Source organism: Pectobacterium peruviense, assembly GCF_002847345.1.
Taxonomy (GTDB): Bacteria; Pseudomonadota; Gammaproteobacteria; order Enterobacterales; family Enterobacteriaceae; genus Pectobacterium; species Pectobacterium peruviense.
Map to the genome: position 1 here is coordinate 72,706 of NZ_LXFV01000011.1, position 21,235 is coordinate 93,940.

21 protein-coding genes and 1 tRNA gene are annotated in these 21,235 nt (G+C 47.6%); 10 read left to right on the forward strand and 12 right to left on the reverse strand.

The genetic code is table 11. The features are described 5' to 3' along the window. Positions 1 to 60: 60 nt before the first annotated feature. A complete protein-coding gene (alaC, locus tag A0G03_RS10015) occupies positions 61 to 1,302 on the reverse strand; it encodes an alanine transaminase (RefSeq protein WP_048261264.1) in 1,242 nt (413 codons plus the stop codon). A gap of 384 nt (positions 1,303 to 1,686) precedes the next feature. Here alaC and dgcA point away from each other — a divergent pair, with 384 nt between their 5' ends. The 3 genes from dgcA (at position 1,687) to A0G03_RS10030 (ending at position 3,836) form a co-directional block, all read left to right on the forward strand. After that, on the forward strand, positions 1,687 to 2,667 hold the full coding sequence (dgcA, locus tag A0G03_RS10020; RefSeq protein ID WP_048261265.1) for an N-acetyl-D-Glu racemase DgcA: 981 nt from the start codon (positions 1,687 to 1,689) through the stop codon (positions 2,665 to 2,667). A gap of 42 nt (positions 2,668 to 2,709) precedes the next feature. After that, complete coding sequence (locus A0G03_RS10025; protein ID WP_048261267.1) at positions 2,710 to 3,570, forward strand: D-amino-acid transaminase; 861 nt, start codon at positions 2,710 to 2,712, stop codon at positions 3,568 to 3,570. Between the two features lie 71 nt (positions 3,571 to 3,641). Continuing rightward, the gene (locus tag A0G03_RS10030; RefSeq protein WP_101749501.1) at positions 3,642 to 3,836 is read left to right on the forward strand and encodes a hypothetical protein; all 195 of its coding nucleotides are present in this window, start codon (positions 3,642 to 3,644) and stop codon (positions 3,834 to 3,836) included. Positions 3,837 to 3,925: 89 nt separating this feature from the next. On the opposite strand, the gene A0G03_RS10035 is transcribed toward A0G03_RS10030, so the two are convergent. Next, positions 3,926 to 6,373: a DUF3772 domain-containing protein gene (locus tag A0G03_RS10035; protein ID WP_048261269.1), complete on the reverse strand. Its 2,448-nt coding sequence runs from the start codon at positions 6,371 to 6,373 to the stop codon at positions 3,926 to 3,928. Between the two features lie 522 nt (positions 6,374 to 6,895). Between A0G03_RS10035 and A0G03_RS10045 the strand changes: the two genes are divergently transcribed. Further along, positions 6,896 to 6,972: transfer RNA gene (locus A0G03_RS10045), tRNA-Arg, on the forward strand. Between the two features lie 268 nt (positions 6,973 to 7,240). Here A0G03_RS10045 and A0G03_RS10050 read toward each other — a convergent pair. Then, complete coding sequence (locus A0G03_RS10050; protein ID WP_048261271.1) at positions 7,241 to 8,131, reverse strand: LysR family transcriptional regulator; 891 nt, start codon at positions 8,129 to 8,131, stop codon at positions 7,241 to 7,243. Positions 8,132 to 8,241: 110 nt separating this feature from the next. Between A0G03_RS10050 and eamB the strand changes: the two genes are divergently transcribed. The 3 genes from eamB (at position 8,242) to A0G03_RS10065 (ending at position 11,291) form a co-directional block, all read left to right on the forward strand. After that, positions 8,242 to 8,829 (forward strand): cysteine/O-acetylserine transporter, encoded by a 588-nt coding sequence (eamB, locus tag A0G03_RS10055; RefSeq protein WP_048261274.1) that lies wholly within the window; start codon positions 8,242 to 8,244, stop codon positions 8,827 to 8,829. A gap of 425 nt (positions 8,830 to 9,254) precedes the next feature. After that, positions 9,255 to 10,232, forward strand: a complete 978-nt coding sequence (locus A0G03_RS10060) for a DUF1852 domain-containing protein (RefSeq protein ID WP_048261276.1) — start codon at positions 9,255 to 9,257, stop codon at positions 10,230 to 10,232. Positions 10,233 to 10,259: 27 nt separating this feature from the next. Further along, entirely contained in the window at positions 10,260 to 11,291 is a 1,032-nt protein-coding gene (locus A0G03_RS10065; protein ID WP_048261279.1) for a methionine synthase, read from the forward strand. Positions 11,292 to 11,396: 105 nt separating this feature from the next. On the opposite strand, the gene A0G03_RS10070 is transcribed toward A0G03_RS10065, so the two are convergent. From A0G03_RS10070 to A0G03_RS10085, 5 genes are read right to left on the reverse strand one after another with little or no spacing between them, the layout of a single operon-like run. Continuing rightward, positions 11,397 to 11,618 carry an acyl carrier protein gene (locus tag A0G03_RS10070; RefSeq protein ID WP_010300175.1) on the reverse strand — a complete coding sequence of 74 codons (222 nt, stop codon included), beginning with the start codon at positions 11,616 to 11,618 and terminating at the stop codon, positions 11,397 to 11,399. Between the two features lie 17 nt (positions 11,619 to 11,635). Beyond that, positions 11,636 to 13,069: an AMP-binding protein gene (locus A0G03_RS10075; protein WP_048261281.1), complete on the reverse strand. Its 1,434-nt coding sequence runs from the start codon at positions 13,067 to 13,069 to the stop codon at positions 11,636 to 11,638. Then, a complete protein-coding gene (locus A0G03_RS10080) occupies positions 13,066 to 14,184 on the reverse strand; it encodes a membrane-bound O-acyltransferase family protein (RefSeq protein WP_048261283.1) in 1,119 nt (372 codons plus the stop codon). Before A0G03_RS10080 ends, A0G03_RS10075 begins: the two co-directional genes overlap by 4 nt. Positions 14,185 to 14,194: 10 nt before the next feature. Continuing rightward, on the reverse strand, positions 14,195 to 14,317 hold the full coding sequence (locus tag A0G03_RS22045; protein WP_005970020.1) for a hypothetical protein: 123 nt from the start codon (positions 14,315 to 14,317) through the stop codon (positions 14,195 to 14,197). Next, positions 14,314 to 15,450, reverse strand: a complete 1,137-nt coding sequence (locus tag A0G03_RS10085) for a D-alanyl-lipoteichoic acid biosynthesis protein DltD (protein ID WP_048261286.1) — start codon at positions 15,448 to 15,450, stop codon at positions 14,314 to 14,316. Before A0G03_RS10085 ends, A0G03_RS22045 begins: the two co-directional genes overlap by 4 nt. Before the next feature lie 345 nt (positions 15,451 to 15,795). On the opposite strand from A0G03_RS10085, the gene A0G03_RS10090 reads away from it, so the two are divergent. Then, positions 15,796 to 15,996 carry a hypothetical protein gene (locus A0G03_RS10090; protein WP_048261289.1) on the forward strand — a complete coding sequence of 67 codons (201 nt, stop codon included), beginning with the start codon at positions 15,796 to 15,798 and terminating at the stop codon, positions 15,994 to 15,996. Positions 15,997 to 16,147: 151 nt separating this feature from the next. Here A0G03_RS10090 and A0G03_RS10095 read toward each other — a convergent pair whose 3' ends face one another. From A0G03_RS10095 to A0G03_RS10105, 3 genes are all read right to left on the reverse strand, one after another. Continuing rightward, positions 16,148 to 16,774 carry a hypothetical protein gene (locus tag A0G03_RS10095; protein WP_048261291.1) on the reverse strand — a complete coding sequence of 209 codons (627 nt, stop codon included), beginning with the start codon at positions 16,772 to 16,774 and terminating at the stop codon, positions 16,148 to 16,150. Between the two features lie 11 nt (positions 16,775 to 16,785). Then, positions 16,786 to 17,499, reverse strand: a complete 714-nt coding sequence (locus A0G03_RS10100; RefSeq protein WP_053075315.1) for a hypothetical protein — start codon at positions 17,497 to 17,499, stop codon at positions 16,786 to 16,788. Positions 17,500 to 17,687: 188 nt separating this feature from the next. Further along, the gene (locus tag A0G03_RS10105) at positions 17,688 to 18,581 is read right to left on the reverse strand and encodes a LysR family transcriptional regulator (RefSeq protein ID WP_048261293.1); all 894 of its coding nucleotides are present in this window, start codon (positions 18,579 to 18,581) and stop codon (positions 17,688 to 17,690) included. 305 nt (positions 18,582 to 18,886) lie between these two features. On the opposite strand from A0G03_RS10105, the gene A0G03_RS10110 reads away from it, so the two are divergent. Continuing rightward, positions 18,887 to 19,282, forward strand: a complete 396-nt coding sequence (locus A0G03_RS10110; RefSeq protein WP_048261295.1) for a (R)-mandelonitrile lyase — start codon at positions 18,887 to 18,889, stop codon at positions 19,280 to 19,282. Between the two features lie 84 nt (positions 19,283 to 19,366). Here the strand turns inward: A0G03_RS10110 and A0G03_RS10115 are convergent, their stop codons facing one another. Continuing rightward, positions 19,367 to 19,690 (reverse strand): PTS sugar transporter subunit IIA, encoded by a 324-nt coding sequence (locus A0G03_RS10115; RefSeq protein WP_048261297.1) that lies wholly within the window; start codon positions 19,688 to 19,690, stop codon positions 19,367 to 19,369. 498 nt (positions 19,691 to 20,188) lie between these two features. Between A0G03_RS10115 and A0G03_RS10120 the strand changes: the two genes are divergently transcribed. Beyond that, positions 20,189 to 21,205 (forward strand): iron ABC transporter substrate-binding protein, encoded by a 1,017-nt coding sequence (locus tag A0G03_RS10120; protein WP_048261300.1) that lies wholly within the window; start codon positions 20,189 to 20,191, stop codon positions 21,203 to 21,205. Positions 21,206 to 21,235 lie beyond the last annotated feature (30 nt).

Below are 21,235 nucleotides of genomic sequence, written 5' to 3' on the forward strand. Positions count from 1 at the left end.
TAAGCCGCTGTCACGGCATGTTTATGTTGCTCCCAGTCAGGCAACTGGGAGCCGAGGATATCAGGCCGCAGGGCCCTTTCCTGCTACGGGTTTAGTGGTCGGCAAGATACCGTCAGCGCGGAACATCGTCTTAATTCCGCGTACCGCTTGCCGAATACGATCCTGATTTTCGATTAAGGCAAACCGAACATGGGTATCGCCATAATCCCCAAAGCCAATGCCAGGCGAGACGCAAACCTTCGCTTCAGACAGCAGTCGCTTGGCGAACTCCAGCGACCCCAGATGTGCATAAACATCAGGAATTTTCGCCCAGACGTACATTGAGGCTTTCGGCTCATCAACCATCCAACCTGCCTCACGCAGGCCGCGCACCAAAACGTTACGGCGCTGGCGATACTGCTCAGCAATATCCCGCACACATTGCTGATCGCCTTCCAACGCGGCAATCGCGGCAACCTGCAACGGCGTAAACGTACCGTAATCATGGTAGCTCTTAATCCGTGCCAGCGCGTTTACCAACTCCGGGTTTCCGACCATAAAACCAATGCGCCAGCCCGCCATGTTGTAGCTTTTCGACAGCGTGAAGAACTCTACCGCGATGTCCTTTGCACCGGGAACCTGCATGATCGACGGTGCCTTCCAGCCGTCATAAACGATATCGGCATAGGCCAAATCATGGATAACTAGCACGCCGTACTGTTTCGCCAACGCAACAACACGTTCAAAGAAATCCAATTCGACGCACTGCGCCGTCGGGTTCGACGGAAAACCGAGAATCATCATTTTCGGCTTCGGAATACTCTCTCGGATAGCGCGCTCTAATTCATTGAAGAAATCGACGCCCTCCACCAGCGGCACAGAACGCACCTGTGCACCGGCAATCACCGCGCCATAAATGTGAATGGGGTAACTGGGGTTAGGCACCAGCACCGTATCACCATGATCCAACGTTGCCAGCATCAAGTGCGCCAGCCCCTCTTTGGAACCAATAGTGACGATCGCTTCACTTTCAGGATCGATATCAACCTCATAGCGGTCGGCATACCAGCGGGAGATCGCACGGCGTAAGCGCGGGATCCCTCGGGATGTCGAGTAACCATGAGTATCTTCACGCTGTGCAACCGTACAGAGTTTTTCCACGATATGAGGAGGCGTCGGGCCGTCAGGGTTACCCATGCTGAAATCAATAATATCTTCGCCGCGACGACGCGCAGCCATTTTTAATTCAGCAGTGATATTAAATACATACGGGGGAAGACGATCGATGCGCGTAAAACGGCGCGGAGAAGTAGAATCAGCCATAACATCCTCAAATTAACGTGAGCGCCCGGACCGTCCGAGCGACGCAGCGCCTGTAAAAAGCGCTCTACTCAACATCATTCAAATCGCAGAAAGCCAGTTTTCATTGGCTACAACTTTCGTTAAAACCACGGAGGTATATGCGACCTGAAGTGTAATAAGCTTATTCAAGCTATCTCAGATAATTCGCTCTGTCGATACCCGCTCATAAATTTTCTCAGTCTGGAATTAAACCTCATTTATTTCTGACTAAAATCGCAAAAAATGAAGAATACGCGCAGAGAGAAGCATTACACTTTAGAGTCCAATCAGGCCAGTCAAACGAGTAACTTACGGCGCTGGGGCACAATAGGGTGGATTCGAGATGATTGATTCAAGAGCAAACTTATGATCGAGATGCGATATTTCACCGAAAGTTGGCCAATAGAGGGCGCATTTACCATTTCACGCGGCAGCAAGCGTCAGGCGGATGTCGTTGTCGTGTCGCTTCAGTCCGGCAACGTGACGGGCTATGGCGAATGCGTTCCTTATTCACGTTACGGTGAATCACTCGACAGCGTAATGGAACAGATTGCCTCACTGCACAGCGACATCCGTAACGGTCTGGATCGGAAAGCGCTACAACCCCTTCTGCCAGCAGGCGCCGCGCGTAATGCGCTCGATTGCGCATTTTGGGATCTCGAGTGCAAACAGCATCGGCAACGCATTTGGCAACGCCTGAATCTCTCTTCACCCACGGTGTTGGAGACGGCCTATACGCTATCGCTCGATACGCCAGACCGCATGCGCCACGCCGCCATACACAATGCCAATCGCCCTCTTCTCAAACTAAAACTGGCGGATGCAGACGATCTGGCCAGAGTCGCCGCCGTTCGCGAAGGCGCACCACTGGCTCGCCTGATCGTAGACGCTAATGAAGGATGGGATACCGAGCGCTATCTGACGCTGGTTCCTGAACTCGCCGCACTTGGCGTCACGATGATCGAACAACCTTTCCCTGCGGGCAAAGACGATATGCTGGCAACGCTGCCCCGCCCAATTCCCGTCTGTGCTGATGAGTCCTGCCATGACAGCCAGTCGCTAGCCGCTCTGGTAGGACGCTATGACATGATCAACATCAAGCTGGATAAAACGGGCGGACTGACTGAAGCCCTGCGTTTGCGAAAATACGCACAAGAGAAAAATTTAAAAATTATGGTCGGTTGCATGGTGAGCACATCGCTTTCGATGGCACCGGCATTTGTCGTGGCGCAGGGAGCCGCCGTGGTCGATTTGGATGGCCCGTTGCTCTTACAGCGCGATCGCAATAATGGATTGTATTATAACGGTAGCGAAATATTACCGCCCAACGCATTATTGTGGGGATAACGCGCGTTAACCTGCATTGAGCAACTATTAAGGAGTGTTGTGATGCAACGTCTTGTTTACGTTGATGGACAGTATTTAGAAGAGAATGAAGCAAAAATTTCCGTATTTGACCGTGGTTTCCTGTTTGCCGATGCCGTCTATGAAGTGACCGCGGTAATCGATGGCAAGCTGGTTGATTTTCCCGACCATATCACTCGCCTGCAACGCTCCTGCCGCGAGTTATCGCTTACGTTGCCCGTCACCGCAGAGGCGCTCAAAGATATCCACAATGAGTTGATCAATAAAAACGATCTGCAAGAAGGCGCGATCTATTTGCAACTTAGCCGTGGCAATGCTGGCGATCGTGATTTCTATTTCCCTTCTGCTGACGTCAAATCCACGCTGGTTTTATTCACTCAGGCGCGTTCGCTGGTCGGTAACCCGAAAGCAACAACGGGTCTACACGTTGTCACCACCGAGGATATCCGTTGGCATCGTCGGGATATCAAAACCGTCAGCCTGCTCGCTGCCAGCCTGGCGAAAGAATATGCCCACGCGAATAAAGCCGATGACGCCTTTTTTGTCCAAGATGGCTTTATTACCGAAGGCAGTTCCTGCAACTGCTACATCGTCCTGCATGACAATACCGTTGTGACACGCCCACTCAGCAACGATATTCTGCACGGTATTACCCGTCAGTCGCTGCTCAAGCTGGCAGAAAAGGATGGCATTACGTTAGAAGAACGCTGTTTTACGCCAGAAGAGGCGTATCACGCCAAGGAGATTTTTGTCAGTTCAGCCACTATGCTCGTCCTCCCCGTCGTGATGCTGGATGGAAAAACGATCGGCGACGGCAAGCCCGGCCAGATTACTCAGCGACTGCGTGAAATCTATCTTGATATGATTAAACAGCAGGGAAAATAGCCGCGATTCACGCCCTGCTAGCTAGCAAAGCGTCGATGTCCATTCGTTACCCGTTCAATATCGGATAACGGATGGCTATACCCGTCATACTGCAAGCTGCATGTGCGTTGGCTGCGCTACTCGGCACACTGGCGTTGGCCTCGCCCCGTTGGGGTCGCTGCAAGCAGCGTTCAAATCTGCCTCTGGCAGATTTGTCAGTCACCCGAATCACTTACTTGTGTAAGCTCATCGGGATTCCCTCTCTTGCCGCGTTACAAGGCTTATAAATAAGCCTTGCCCTAGTGGGCCAACGCATTGCGTTGTTCAAAACGCTAACGTTTTGTCCTGCAACTCGAATTATTTAGGGTATAAATCATTATTTATCCTCGCCCGAAATGCTGTCAGGCAGTGCAAGCCCTGAATTTTCCAGCACCATCTTCTGCGGTACGGCTAGCGGAATATTAGATGCCCGTAACCGCTTGATGATCTCAAACAGCAGGTCGCTCTTCGCTTCCGATACCATTCTCGGACTGCTGACATAGCCCGTGACACTCAGCACCATGCCCGTCGGGTTCAACTGGCTGAATTTCACTGACGGCGCCGGTGACTCCAGAATCGCATCATGGTTGATGTAAGCATCCAGCAAAAGTGTCCGAACTTCTTCAGGATCGATATCCAACGGGAACGTCAGCGCCAGCGTCGCAACCCCAAACGGATTCCCCATCGTAATATTGCGCACATTCTGTGAAATGAATTGAGAGTTCGGCACGATCACCGTCGAACGATCACCCAGTTGAATTTCCGTCGCACGCACGTTAATCCGCCGGATATCGCCTTCAACTCCGCTGATACTGACCGAGTCCCCGACTTTCACCGGGCGTTCCGTCAATAGAATCAGGCCAGAGATAAAGTTCTTCACTATCTCCTGTAAGCCAAAACCGATACCCACCGACAACGCACTGACAATCCACGCTAGCTTGTTCCATTCAATCCCCAATGTCGCCAACGTCAGCAGAATAATCAGGATATAACCGATATTGCTGAATAGCGTCACCAGCGACGCACGGATTCCTCGCTCTAGCGTCGTTTTAGGAAGAAACTCGTCCTCCAACCAGCGTTTTGAAGAGCGTAAAACATAAACCCCTACCACCAGAAAGAGCACGGCATTGACCAGATGGGCAGGCACAATGCTCAAGGTTTCCAGCCCTTTCCCCCCCCAGATTTCAACGGCTTTTTGCACCAACTCCAAAGGGGTAGTGGTGCCAAACGTACCGTTAAGTAAGGCAACGGCCGCCATCAAAATTAAAAAGACTTTACCACCAGCCGACAGAAGCAATGTGGCCTGAGCCAGATGCCGATCGTCCAGATTGAGCGAATTTTTCATCCGCTTGCCGCTGGCATTGTTAGGAGAAAAAAGGCTTTCGCAGATATCGGTAATAAATGTTGAGAATAAATACAGGCAGGAGAACACCATGCCAATCCACACCAGCTCGAACGCCAGGAAGCGACCTAGCGAGATATAACCGATGACCAGTGACACCAGAATAGAGAACGCCGTCGCCAATACAGCAAGATGAATCACGCCAGATAACGTCGAACGCGCTTCCGGCTGTTCCCCTGAATGCACCATCTGCCGACGAATCTGATCGCTTTTCAGCGTGATCGTCCCGGCAGTAAACGCTAAGAACAGTGCGGATAAGCCATTCACCATAATGGTTGCCGCGACCGATGTCCCCACCGTCGCCGTCACTTGTTCAATAAAACCAAAGATCAAAATAATGCCAGCAGCGACCACAGGGAACGGCTTCATGGCTTTTGCTACTGGGTTAGCAATCGCGGGCAAGCGCCATGAAGGACGCTGATTTGACAGGAATGCGCGCCCCAACCCAGCAATCATCGAACAGAAAATGGCCTGCCTCACCAGCGCATCAAGGAACGACACTACGCGTTCTGTCGCCTCGCCATGGCGCGTGAACGTGAAGTCGATCAAATTCACTGCAATACCGATCGTGACTACGGTTGAGATAACTGACGCCGTGGCTAAAAAACTCCGCCGCAAGCGCCCTTCCGGTAACCAGTGAATTCCCGCCCAGGCCAGATATTTCTCCAGATACCGACGCCCTGCCGAACTCATCGCCATTGCAATCAGAATCAGGAAGGCAGAACCGTAGCGCCAGTCTGGTTCCCAAGCCACCGTAAAGGCGTCGGTTAACTGATCCTGAAAGGTACTCAGGCGACGGACATCCTCGGCCTGTGGTGCTATAAGGGGAGCCCAAAAACGCCCGCCCAGAATGCTGCCAGAATTCAATGCCAGTTGCGTTTTCAGCGCACTACGGCGAAGCGTAACGATTTGCGCCGACAGATTAGCCGCACTGGCGCGTAAAGCCTGAATCTGCTCAATCTGTGCGTCCATTTTTGCTTTTTGCGCATTCAGGCTGTTTCGCTTACGCGTCACTTCGCTGGTTTCATTAATACTGGAACCAGATTCTGGCGCAGGCCCTAAGACATCCAACTGAGCCTGAATTTGGGCACGCTGCGGTGCCACGGCATTAGAAAGCTCGTTGGCGTTATTCACCAACTCTTGCGTTGTGTCATTCAACGCACCAAATTTGCTGTCGTTATTTGTGCCTGAAACCTGCTGCTTGATGCTATCTAACTGTTTTTGCAGCTTGATCAACTCAGCATCAACATTAATTTTTACTGGCGCATCGGTCTGCGCGGGCTGTGGATCAGAATCCGCACTCGCCGCCGATGCATATCCAACAGGCAGCATCAACATCGCCAGCAGACAAACGCGCAAGAATGCGGATGAAAGAATGTTCATAAATCAAAAGGTTCCAAAGTTCGACAAAATAGCGGATTCACAAATAGCCGAGCAACAAGCCTCGCGAGTGAAAGCAGCCCACATTCATCCAAAGCCCAACGAATGCGGGCATAGTGTACCAATAGCGCAGGATGCAGAATATGCCTGATCATAACTTGAAAAGAATTACTGAACGCATCCAGCAGATATACTCTAAATAATTCGAGTTTCAGGCAGGCGGCAAGGGAAGGAATCCCGATGAGCTTACTCAAGTAAGTGATTCGGGTGAGTGAGCGTAGCCAACGCACATGCAACTTGAAGTATGACGAGTATAAAACTGAAACTATCAATGCGATGTCTGGTTCATGTGGACGACGCTCGCAATTGTGCAAAAAAGTCACACCAGAAAAAGCGACATCCACCAAAGTTGTACAGGGATTCACCGTATAGCGTAAATCCAGCGTCAACCCGTTGACTCACCGAGACGTGTGGGTATAATCCTGCCCACTGTTGTAACAAGCAGCAGCCACTTCTTTGCGCAATGCGCCCTTAGCTCAGTTGGATAGAGCAACGGCCTTCTAAGCCGTAGGTCACAGGTTCGAGCCCTGTAGGGCGTACCATTTCGAAGTAAACAGACGTCAACCGACGTCTTTTTTTATGCCTAAATTTCAGTTAATTAGCTATAAATCCGCTGCTTTCAGTCAACCAGACTCTACCGACATCTCCGTACATCAAGTAGGATTTGTTGGTATAAGTGATGGTACAAGCCCGTTCAATGAATTCTTATACCAACAGCCAGCGTATGCCGACACCTCAATATGGAGATCTGCTATGCCACTCACCGACGTAAAAGTCAGAAGTACCTGGGATGATTAGGCCATGACGGTCTTACGCAGAAGGTTCGTTTCCTAAACACTGGCGCATGCACTCGAGAAACGTCTTCATTGCAGGGCTCACGGTTCGGCCTGCATGATAGGCGCAAAGCGCCGTAATCGTTAGTGGATGCTCGGTGAAAGGCAAGGTCTTCAACTCGCCTGACTCCAGTTCACGGACAACGCTGAACCTTGGAAGGAAAGAGACACCAAGGTTTCCGGCAACACAATTTTTGATGCTCTCAATGCTCCAGAGTTCGATAGTACTATCTATCGTTATTTTTCTTTCACGAAGTGTGGATTCAAACATTTGTCTGAATATACATTGCGGTTCATTGATGATGAAACTGACAGGAATATGTTGATTATGTTGAGTAAAGTCGACATCTTCGAGTTCAGGCGAGGCAACGAGCACAAGTTCCTGTTGTCCGAAATTTTCCATATGCAACGCTTCATCATTACCGACGCGGTAAAAAACACCTAAATCCGCATTATCAGAAAGTAATGAATCCCGTATGGTGTAGCAATTTACCGACTGCAAGTAAATATGAACCTTTGGCGCTTTTAATCTGAAATGGCGTAACACTTCTGGCATTTTATACGCCAGCAAGGTTTCCCCAATCATCACTCGCAGTTCACCTACGATTTCCGTCCCACATTGTGATACCTGACGAATTCCGTCCAAAACCCGGGTGAGTTCGTGTACCTGGGGCAATAAGGATTTTCCCGCCGAAGTGAGTGCCATACGGCGCCCAATTTTTTCAAAAAGCTGAATGGATAATTCCTGTTCAAGCTGCTGAATTTGAAACGTTACCGTTGATTGAGTACAGCAAAGTTTGCGGGCGGCCTGAGCGAAAGAGCCCTCTTCAACAATGGTTTTAAAAGTAACGAAACGTCGCAAGTCCACATCACACCTCGGAAAAAAACATCGAAAAATTGAAACTTACAAATCTAAAACTTTCACTATTTTGACGTTATTGGGTGGGCTAATATCCTGAAACTAACAGGAGAATACAAGTGACATCAGCAATAATTAGTGGTTTTTTGACCTATACGTTAATAACGGCGCTGACGCCAGGTCCTAATAATATTTTGGCGCTAAGTTCAGTAAATCAGTATGGACTACGCCGTAGCCTTCGGGTGCTAGCAGGTATGAGCACTGGATTTTTTGTTCTGATGCTTGCCTGCGGGATTTTTACTTTTACGCTCATTAGCATCCTTCCCGCCGTGACAAAATGGCTCGTCTGGGCAGGAGTGGCTTACATACTCTGGTTGGCTTGGCGCATTGGAACCAGCGACTCTAACGTTTCAAATGGAGCTGATAAACCCTTAAGTTTCTGGGTTAGTTTCTGGCTTCAGTTTGCAAACGTTAAGATTATTCTTTACGGAATTACTGCACTCTCTGCGTTTGTGTTACCTGTGACCCATGAAGTCTTCTGGGTCGCAAGTGTCAGTATTCTTCTGGCTATTATAGGTTGCCTCGGTAACTTTGTTTGGGCTTTGGCAGGGCACTTTTTTCAATCGATCTTCAGGAAATATGGCAGAGCCGTAAATATCACGTTGGCTTTGCTACTTGTTTATTGCGCTGTACGGATGATTATTTAAACATAACAACATATCTCAGAGTCAGCCCCCATTTGTTAGCAAAGGGGGCATTTCCGCCTAAATCGATGCAATCATGAGTGAAGCTCAAGTCACCCCCTTTTGAGCAATGAAATCGGCCTTCCACATCTTTTAGCCTGACCATCAGTCAATTCAGTTAGTCGCTCATAACCCCATAGATTCCAGAGGTGGTTCCTGCAATACGGGGGCTTCTGCACTAACGCCAATCCTGACCACATACCTGATCATGAATATAATTCATCTTTGATGAAATTAACTCTCTTTCACTCATCCAATGACTCTGGCATAAAATATGCAATATTAACGTATTGACAACATGAAGACTGCTGAGTAAGAAACAAACAAGATCATTAAAATCAACAAATTAATTCAGTTTTCATATCAAATCTTAGGATGCAAAGACCGCGATGAATAAAGATTTTACATTTACGATTAAGAGCAGTTGCTTCGATGAGAATTACAACCCCTCCGAAAACACGCGTATCACGACCAACTTTGCTAATTTAGCCAGAGGGGAAAGCCGCCAGGAGAACTTACGCAACACGTTAGTGATGATTGATAATCGCTTCAATTCACTGGCGTATTGGGATAACCCTAAAGGCAACCGTTATTCTGTCGAACTTGAAATCATTTCCGTTGAGATCGATATTGAAGGCAATGGCGATACCTTCCCTGCAATTGAAATATTGAAAACGAATATTGTTGATAAGAAAACGAATGAACGCATTGAAGGCATCGTAGGGAATAACTTCTCCTCTTACGTGCGAGATTATGATTTTAGCGTATTACTGCCAGAGCATAATAAGAGTCATTCCGGATTTAGCACGCCAGATAATTTTGGCGATTTGCATGGGAAACTATTTAAATGCTTCACAAATTCAAATTTTTACAAAGATAACTTTAATAAACAACCGGTTATATGCCTAAGTATTTCAAGTAAAAACACCTATCATCGGACGGGGAATCAGCATCCTGTATTAGGCATCGAATACCAGCAAAATGAACCTTCTTTGACCGATTATTACTTCGAAAGAATGGGGTTACAGGCTCGCTACTTTATGCCTGCAAATAGTGTTGCACCTTTGGCGTTTTATTTTTCTGGTGATTTACTGAGCGATTACACGAATCTTGAGCTTATCAGTACTATCAGCACGATGGAGACTTTCCAAAAGATTTATCGACCTGAGATTTACAATGCTAACTCGGCAGCGGGGCAATACTATCAACCCAACCTGAATCATCAGGATCATTCATTAACAAAAATTGTTTATGATCGGGTAGAACGCAGTCAGTTGGCTATTGAGCAAGGAAAGTTTACTGAAGAGCACTTCATCAAACCCTACAAGAATATTCTTGAACAATGGTCTGCTCACTACGCGCGTTGATTCACCAAAACTATAAGGTCACCTGTTATGAAAACATTGCTACCGACTTCAACTGCTGGCAGTTTGCCCAAGCCATCTTGGCTCGCAGAGCCTGAGAAACTGTGGTCTCCCTGGAAATTACAAAACGAAGAGTTAATTGACGGGAAGAAAGATGCCCTGAGTTTGTCGCTGTTTGATCAACTGCGTGCAGGTATTGATATAGTCAGCGATGGCGAGCAAACGCGCCAACACTTTGTCACGACGTTTATTGAGCACCTTAGCGGCGTGGATTTTGAGAAACGTGAAGTCGTTAAAATTCGTAATCGCTATGACGCGAGCGTACCGACCGTTGTCGGGGCGGTGGCACGTCAAAAACCCGTATTTGTTGAAGATGCCAAATTCTTACGCCAACTCACAAAGCAACCGATTAAGTGGGCTCTGCCAGGGCCGATGACGATGATCGATACACTTTATGACAACCACTATAAAAGCCGCGAAAAACTGGCTTGGGAATTCGCCAAAATTCTCAATCAGGAAGCGAGAGAGTTAGAAGCGGCGGGTGTAGATATTATTCAGTTTGATGAGCCCGCTTTTAATGTCTTTTTCGATGAGGTGAATGATTGGGGTATCGCCGCATTAGAAAGAGCGATTGAAGGGCTGAAATGTGAGACAGCGGTACACATCTGCTACGGATATGGCATCAAAGCCAATACCGACTGGAAAAAGACGCTGGGATCTGAGTGGCGGCAATATGAAGAAGCGTTTCCCAGACTGCAAAAATCCAATATCGATATCATCTCGCTGGAATGCCACAACTCACGCGTTCCCATGGACTTACTTGAACTGATTCGCGGTAAAAAAGTGATGGTCGGGGCTATTGACGTGGCAACCAATGCCATCGAGACACCAGAAGAAGTCGCCAATACGCTACGAAAAGCACTTCAGTTTGTCGATGCCGACAAGCTCTATCCTTCAACCAACTGTGGTATGGCTCCTTTATCTCGTCGAGTAGCTACAGGCAAACTCAATGCGTTAAGTGCAGGCGCAGAAATCGTCCGAAGAGAACTCTTGGCTAAATAACGCGATAGACACCTGTCTCGTGTAAGCATCCCAGCCAGATAAAAAAGCCCCTGGATAAGCCTATCCAAGGGCTTTAAATAGTACAAAACCGCCGCTGTTTAAGACTTAGCCGCGGTTCTCTTCAATGTAGCGAGCCAGATCCGCCGGGGTCTTCAGAACGGTAGCGACTTCCGTTGGTGGGATCACGCAGCCGTAAACGTCCTGCACTTCCAGCACCAGATCGACCGCCAGAATCGAGTCAAGAATATCGGACTCAATCAGTTCATCGTTAAAGCCCACTTTACGGGATAAGATCTTTTCAAACAGCGCGAGTATTTCTTGTTCCATGATTTTTCCTGGGATAATTAAATCGTGCGGGCATGAGTATCCAGCAGTTTACGATCGATTTTGCCGTTAGGGTTCAGCGGCAACGCATCTTTGATAATGATTTGGGAAGGCACCATGTAAGGCGGAATCACCTTAGAGAGCGAGGTTTTAATCACGTCTGGTGCCAAGTTCGTCACGCAGAATGCCGCGATACGCAGAACGCCACCGCCCGATTTCATCAGTGGCAGGACAACCGCCTCGCTGATGTCGGATATCGCCAGCAGGCGGTTCTCAATCTCGTTAATTTCAATCCGGTAGCCATTCAGTTTGATCTGGCTGTCATTTCTACCTTGGCAGTATAGCAGTCCGTCTTCGTAGCCCAGGTCGCCAGTTCTGTAGCCTCGGAACGCTTCACTTTCGCGATGTAGCAATTTCTCAGCGTTCTCCTGCGCGAGCCCGAGGTAGCCGCGCATCACGTTTTTACCCCAAATAATCAGCTCACCCTCAGCGGTAATTTCCATTCTGGAATCCGGCATCATCGCGCCGACGGGCAGCAGATCGTTTTCGCTGTGCAGGATGTCATCGGTGATTTCGATAACGGTAGTAGCGACAGTCGCTTCCGTTGGGCCATAGGAATTGAGAATTTTGGCGTGCGGGAAGCGGCGACGTAACTGTTTGACCAGCGCTTTGTTTAGCACTTCACCAATAAACACAAAGACGTTGAGTTCAGGTAAATATTCACTGTTGAACTGAGGAGAAAGCAGCTTCTGATAGGCAAAGGATGGCGTTGAAACCCAGACGGAAACGCCGTTGTTTTTCAGGCGTTCGAGCCAGTTTTCTGCCGCGATATCCTCTTTCGCATTCAGAACGATGTGCCCGCCCGTTGCCAGATTCGCCAGCAGCGGAATCAGGGAGAGATCGAAGCTGAACACTGCATGGTTCATCAGCACTGGCGCGTCTGGCAGCGAGAAATCCTCACGCACCCACTTCATGAAATGCCACAGGCTTTCACGCCCGATCTGCACACCTTTGGGTTTTCCGGTGCTGCCGGAAGTGAACATAATATAGGCGAGATCCTGCTCAACCAGCGCCTGACCAGCCTCACCGGTAGCAATGAACTGCTGAGTCACAACATCGTAGTAGTAAGGGGCGTTCGCCAGGTGACAAATCTCCTTGAGCCGCTCCTGCGGATAGATGCAGTCCACCGGGATGTACGGAATGTTATGCAGCAGGCAGCTATAGATCGCCACGGCGAACTCCGCCTGCTGATGCCCATATAACACGACGGGCGAACCTGTAGGCCGCTCACATTGCTGATAGCGCTGCGACCAGTCTGTAACGGCAATGGATAGTTGTTGCCAGGTCATCGCGTCATCGCTACCGCTAATCGCCAACTGATTGGGGTTAGCTGGTTCGAGTAATGCCGCACGAAGGAAATCCTGCAGTTCCTGAAGCTCTAAGTGAAGGTTCATAGAGGAGACATTCCGCTAAAGATGTAGAGGGAGGCCGCGGCGCTTGCCAGCGTCAGAATTCGACCGATGAACACAATAACCGGATGATGTAGACAATGGTTCAAAGTGGGACTGCGCTTGGCAGACCATTGCAACATGTTGTGAGCAACCGAAATAGCGCCAAATAGCGCGCCGCTGATGACATAGTGTCGTTCGAGTCCGTTCCATGCCCCCATACAAAACAGGGTGCAGAAGATGCCAATATTTTGCGCCAGCGTTTTGTTCTGTCGGAAAAAATTGAGCTTCATCAGATTCATATAAATCGGCATAAAGACCACGTCTCTCAGCCATTCAGACAGGCTGATGTGGAAACGCCGCCAGAAATCCTGCGGATTTTTAGCCAGAATGGGCATATTGAAGTTCGCCGGAATATTCAGGCCAAATAAGCGCCCTGCCCCGATAGCCATATTGCTGTAGCCAGCAAAATCAAAATAGAGATAGGCGCTGTAGGCCAGCGACATCACCACACCAACGCTTAGCGTAAACGGACGCGGGCTCCACGACTCAATAACCAGATTATTGATCAGCATGGCGAATAAGAACTTCTGGATAATACCGGTAACAATTTGCTCCACGGCCACTAAAAACTGCTCGCGGGTCATCGTGAAGACCGGTTTATTAATATCACTCAGCCATGTCCGCCAGCGATACATCGGGCCAGCCAGAATAATAAAAGGCATAAAGAGGTAGCAGAAGTAATGCAGGAAATTCTGACCATCTTTTTTGCTGCGATAAAGCAAAACATCAATAGCGCGGAAGGTCATAAAAGACAGGCCAATCATGCCCCAGTGGTTGTTGAGGTGTAACTTCACCAAAAAAAGCGGGAGCAACGTCAGGCTCACTGCCTGCCAGGTTTTTAACCAACCTTTCTCTTTTAAGGTGACGAGAATATAAAAACTCAGGAAAACCGCTACGGGAACAACGTAATCTCCCTGGAAAATATATCCCCAGCCTAAGACCGCCAAGACGGAAAAAGCGGATAAATACGTCAGCCGATAACTGAATACGCGATTAATCAGCGCAAACAATAATGCTGATGAAAATAGAAGGAAAAAAAACATTCCGGAGCTGTACATCATTCATCCTTCAGAATTTTTGATATTCAAAATGCACTTTTAAACTCATGCTTTCATCAACAGAGGTCCATGCAACGATGGTTACCGCCAGAAAGAGATAAAGGAAAAAAAGGCGAATGGCGGTTTTCATCATTTAAAACTCTCAGCAATAAATTTATCCATCGCAACCCATGCAGGCTCGGTTGGGTGCAGACGATCCCAATTCCAGCCGTTCTGATAAGGCTGCGCATACATATCAAAATAAGGAACCTTGTTTTCCTCCAGCATCGACCTAATCTGGCTATCGACTGGCTGGAATTTCTGGGAGTTATTAATCGCCCACGGATTAATCGGATCGACGATGACGACAAACTGGGCGTTACGCGCTTTCAGTAGTTTGATCGTCGCCCGTAACGCTTCCATTTGCGCCGGAACAATCGGCGCGTCGTCCCACTCTTCTGGTGTTTTATCGTCGGCAAAAACCGTCTTATCCATCCACAGTGTGGCTGCGCTTTGCTGACGAGACTTATTCAACTCATGAGCCTGAGCCAGCTCGCGATCCCAGTCGGGAATGACGTTGGTGGCTGACTGATCCGGCCATGGTTGTGCAGGCTGTGGGATAATACGTAGCATCGCCAGCCAGTAGTTTTTTATCAGCTCACAGAAATTAGCAAATTGATAACTCACTTCCTGCCAAATAATTTGTGGGTGCCAACCATAGACTTTCATTTGGCCGAAAGTTAAATGGCTTATATCTTCTTTATCGATATGTTGTAAGTAATTAACCAGAAAAGGACGCGTCTGGTCATCCTTCATCAGCGGATTAAAAATAGATGCTGGGAAATTGTTGGCAAAAATTGCCGGAGGAATGCCGTCTGAATAAAAACTATCGGGTGCCAGCAGCAAAACAACTTTACTGTTAGCGTTAAGTTCGTTTTTAAAACGCGAGAGCAGTAAAAAATGCGTGACGCTATCGACATAACTATCGCCATAGGCCACAACCGGACGATGTAGCTGGTTATTAAAGTAATTATATACCGCGTAATGTTCGTCTTCAGATGTCGACACCTCAGAAGCACCGAGAAAGAAAATCGCATTTCCCTGTAACGCATGGGAAATGGTGGCTATTTTTTCCTTTTGTTCTTTTGCCGTTCCTTCCATGGTGTTAATCAGTGGCTGGAATGTTAGCGCCGGATCAAAACTCGTCACCAGCGGGGGAACGCTAAGAAACAGGATGGCGAGCGTAGCCATCAGGATATGTAGGCAGAGAGTATTTTTGATTTTCATTATAAAGTAAGGCTACATGATATTTATTGTTTGAAATTTGTGAATTTTTATCTTCACGGTAAATCGTTCCCTGTGTTTTTGGATTATATACTAGGGTTATCTTCGATGATGAGCGTTGCTGTGTAACGGTATGTACAGTGTTTATGTCCGTCACAATAATCAGGTTGGAGACCAAAGCAGGGGAAGGATTCTCAGACATCTCTTCTTGCTTACGCTGCCCGAATATGGGGTAGTAAAGGTTCGCTGGCAGGAGCCTCACCGCACCCAGTTTGGACGTGATGACAGAGATGATTGAGTTCAAAAATCGTTGAGCGCTGACTGACAAAAAAGTTAAAAGGAAAGTTTATGAAAAATTATCAGGCTACTACCCATCAGCTATTGATTGCCTCGGTAACGCTGTTAGTTGTCGCCTGCTCCTCTGGTACGAAAAAATCCCCTACAGATGAAACGCCGGAGTGTATGAATTATCGTTCGATGATGACAGCGCCATTGCCGCCAGCGGCAATGATGAATTTAAAAAATCAATGTGAGCAGTCAAGGCATTAACACGGTGGGGATCGTCAGCACCGATCCCCAGAGCGTCTATAGCGCTCTATAATATTAATGATGACGAACCAATAAATCGTTCCTTGGTGTATTGCCAGAACAACCGTCATGTTATGCGAGAACCACAACGCGACTACTTGAGATGCCTGTGTTATTCCTTAATGTCCATCAAGGTAAGATGCTGCTTTATTTTTTCAATCAGTTTTTCTGGCCCATCCTCTTGTACAAAATCAGCAAGCAAAAACTTGAAACCGATTGTTTTAACCAGCCCCTGGTTACTCAATTCCACCTCAGATTCAAGCCCAGGATAGTCCGAGTTGTTCCAGAGCCGATCAAATACATTATTATTTTGAATCTGCTTGGTTGGGCTAAATAGATAAATTGCCAGATAACTTTCTGATTTTTCCACAGTGCTTTTTAGCTCACAAGCATCAGGTTCTTGTTCTGAATAGACTTCTTCACGATGCTTCCACTCCAGTTCACTATCGGTAATAATTCTAATATCTAAAATATAGTCATCTGGACTGAAATATCTTGAATAGATTTTTTTTATGAATGTAAAAGACGTATCCATTAACGGTAAAAAATTCCATCCCCAGTACGTGAATGGACTCACACTTTTTGATGGTAAAGAGTCGAAACCAATGGAATTCCACTGCAAAAACCGCATATCCATCAATTCCTGCACACGTTCTATCCGGGGTAATATCTGCTGATAAAACCCGGCACAAATACGGTGTGCCTGTCTGACTTGTTGAAGAGAATCTTCAATATTCATTTTTAATATCCTTATTTTTTGTCAGAAAAAGAAGAGAAAATATTTTTCGCTCCCTCATGCAGAGGAAACTTAGTAATAAACTGAGATAAATTTTTATACTCTGGCAGAGCTACTCGAATACCATACAAGGAAAGTGCAGACAGGCAATCCCGAATAATATGATGTTCATGGGCATTACCAACGTTTAAAGATAGCAATGCATTTTTAGCATTATGCCACTCTCGCTGAATGACCTTCGTATTCTCTCTGTATTCGTTAATTAAACCACTATTGAACTCTCCTAAAGATTTAGGGATATTTCCTAATGCAATAAAAAAGAGTTGTTCTTTTTTTCTCTCATCCTGATGATAGGCAATAATTTCCCGTTGCCATTGATCATGATACTGAACCCCTCCTGAAGGAGGTTTCACCTCAATCAGAATATCCGCTTTTTCAAATTCCATAATCACATCAGGCTCGACACTTTTCTGGTCAACCCCTGCCATATTTAATGAATAACGAGGCCAAAAATTCACCTTCCGATACTCACCTAATTCTGATTCCGATAAACCGAGAAATTCACGAATAAATAGGGAACGACTTTCTTCACTCAAATAACCAATTCGCGTCCAAAATGCTGCCGTCAATAAATCCTCTCGTTTTTTAAAGACATCACGCCAGCTCTCTGCCGCTTTCCCTTCTATTTCCACTCTGCCTGCTTTTCCTTGCATAATGGCCTGAAGCATCTAATTCTCCTGATAAACCTAATAGATCACTCGGAAGGTATTCTGTCCAAATGGTGTGATCTGAACATCAGACTTACTACCAACTAGACCGAACCGTGCCGATCATAACATCGCCCTTCAACGATGAACCACGCCTAATGAGAAAAACAAACCAGAAAAAACGCGATAAAACACGTTCCACCCAATTGCTAACGCGGATAGCGCAGCGCCTCAACGAACAGTGAAAAGGCGATGGTATGCTGTTTGCGGCTGGGATAATACAGATAGTAGCCTGGGAACGGTGGGCACCATTCCGTCAGTACCTGAATCAGGCGACCGCTGGCAATATCCTCACGCACTGAATCTTCCGGTACATAGGCTAGACCGAGCCCGATTTGGGCAGCGTCGATTCGCTGACGTAGGCTATTCATTGTCAGTTGGCCCTCAACGCGCACCTTGATTTCCCTACCGTTTTTTTCAAATTCCCACGCGTAGATTCCACCCATCGTCGGCAGGCGCATGTTAATACAGCGGTGATGCTGTAAATCCTGCGGCGTCGTGGGGACAGAATTGCGCGCGAAATAGTTAGGGGAACCGACCACCGCCATGCTCATTTCCGGTGCAATACGCACGGCGATCATGTCTTTTGCTACCTGTTCACCCAGACGAATGCCCGCATCAAAACGGCCAACAACGATATCCGTTAACGCGTTATCCACCGTAATTTCAACGTTAATGTCGGGGTAATTCGCTAAAAATGGCTTTAACACCGGCCATAATATCGAATCCACCGCGTGCTCTCCCGCCGTGATGCGGATATTCCCCGCAGGTCGCTCCCGCATGTCGCCCAGCGCAACCAGTTCGCTTTCAATGTCCGCAAAGCGCGGGCCAAGGCTATGCGCCAGTTTTTCTCCTGCTTCCGTTGGCGCAACGCTACGCGTGGTTCGGGTCAGCAATCGCACGCCAAGACGCTCTTCAAGGCCGCGAATTGAATGGCTTAACGCCGACTGAGAAAGCCCAAGCTTCGCCGCCGCTTTGGTAAAACTGCGTTCTCTTGCCACTACAAGGAACGAGATGAGGTCATTAAAATTTTCTTTTAACATCAGAATGTCCAAATAGTGGTGTTATTAACTTTTACCTATTATACAAACTCATGAATGAGTTTTATGCGAAACCGCCAATAATCGGTTAACTCGCACTGAAAATAGGCAACAGGTGAATAATACGCGTCACATTCCTTCGCGTAATTAATGAATATAATTCATAGCTTCTTTCTAGGTTTACCCTCTGGTGCTTCCCCACAAATCGCAGTAACGTTTTTCACAGCCGCTGTCTTTCATCAATACTGAATTTTTCAATCACAGCACATCTTTCAATAACAGCGACGCTTTCCAGCAAGGAGGAAAAATTGAAAATTACCCGCAGTGGTTCACACCCATCCCAGCCTGGCCCAGACAGCTATTTCTCCGGCAACGTACGCATCGATGCGCCCTTCCAGAGCACCGCCCCCGCTCGGGTTGGCGGCGCGACAGTGACATTTGAACCCGGAGCCCGTACGGCATGGCATACCCATCCACTCGGCCAGACGCTGATCGTCACGCAGGGTCGGGGATGGCTTCAGGAGTGGGGTGGCGAGATTCAAGAGATCAATCAGGGTGATATCGTCTGGATACCCGAAGACGTAAAACACTGGCACGGCGCGACGGCACAAACCGCCATGACACACATCGCCATTGCCGAATCGCTTAACGGTAGCCCAGTCGAATGGCTGGAAAAAGTCAGCGACGAACAATACGGGAAATAGCGACAGAAAAAAGAGTTATGCATCAACAAGGGTAAGCCACTCAGCGTGAAAGCTGAATGGCTTTTCGTTTGCTCAGCAATACCGTTAGCGCATGTGCATATTGACGCCAGATACCTCTTTTCTGAGTTCAATAATTTCTTCAGCAAGTTCACGGCACAGCATCGCATTCATCAGATGATCCTGTGCGTGCACGACGATAAGTTCGAGATTGGTTTTTTCCTTACTCTGGTTGCCAATAAATCCGGTTTGGATCAATTGCGCCCGATTCAGCGCCACCGCAGCCATTTTTAATAGTTCATCGACGTGATCCCACTCCCCTCGGCGAGCGGATCTCAGTGCTTCCATTGCGCAGGAACGTGTTTCGCCAGATTTAACGATAAGCTCAATCATCCGCGTTTCTACATCCATTTTTCCATCCCCCGAATATCAGTTGCTGTGTCACCTTTTTGTCGGTCAATTCGCCCCAAATTGCAGACAAGCGCACGTGACACCGAAGAAATACAGTGTATTTGTTGTATCGCTACTCACAGCCTGCACATTAAATATAGATGATTGATCCAGATTTGTTTCTGTAAATCATGACGTTATATCTCATTTCCGATGAAATAAATTTCACCGCCGTACTGAACTATTTTTTAATCGATAAATTTATACAATTTCATACCGCGACACGCGCTGAAATAAAGTCATAGCCTAAACGTCACAGTCACCGAAACCTTAATTTAACCTTAAGAAAGCGAAATAATAATAACTATCATTATTATTACCGATATGTAGAATTCTTTTTCGACTGCCGCTACATCCCAGCCTGTGTCGCTAAATAGCCTCGCTATCGTGAGCGACACAGGGGAACCCATGTAGGCCAGCAATATTCAAACATAACGGGTATTGATAAGGGTAAATAATATGAAGCTTGGTTTTGGATTACTGAGTTCTGCCGTTTTATTAGCTTCCGGCCTGACTCTCAGCGCATCAGCAAATGCAGCAGAAAATGATGAAGGGATTGTGATTTACAATGCCCAACATGAAAACCTTGTGAAATCCTGGGTTGACGGTTTTACCAAAGAAACCGGCATCAAAGTGACGTTACGTAACGGCAGCGATACCGAATTGGGCAACCAACTGGTGCAGGAAGGAAAATCTTCCCCTGCCGACGTGTTCCTGACCGAAAACTCACCGTCGATGGTACTGGTCGATAACGCCGATCTTTTTGCTCCACTGGATAAAGCCACCCTCGCTCAGGTAGCACCTGATTATCGTCCGTCCCACGGACGCTGGATCGGCATAGCCGCACGCTCCACCGTATTTGTCTATAACCCGACCAAATTTACCGACGCACAGTTGCCTAAATCCTTAGCCGATTTGGCTAAGCCAGAATGGAAAGGCCGCTGGGCGGCATCGCCATCGGGTGCGGATTTTCAGGCCATCGTTAGCGCCTATCTAGAACAGAAAGGCGAGAAAGCCACGCAAGAGTGGCTGAAAGGTATGAAAGAGAACTTCACCGCTTATAAAGGCAACAGTACGGTGATGAAAGCGGTGAACGCAGGTCAGATTGATAGCGGCGTGATCTATCACTATTACCGTTTTGTCGATCAGGCTAAAACCGGCGAAAACAGTAACAACACCAAACTGTACTACTTTAAGCATAAAGATCCGGGCGCGTTCGTCAGCATTTCCGGCGGCGGCGTGCTGGCATCCAGCAAACATGCGAAAGAGGCTCAGGCTTTTATCAAATGGATCACTGGCAAATCCGGTCAGGAAATCTTGCGCACCAACGATGCGTTTGAATATGCGGTTGGCGTCAATGCGCTCTCAAACGACAAACTGGTTCCGCTGAAAGATCTGGACGCACCGAAAGTTGATGCCGCCAAGCTCAACAGCAAAAAAGTCGTGGATCTGATGACGCAGGCTGGCCTGTTGTAGAGAATAGATTGTAACAGGTAGATTGTAATG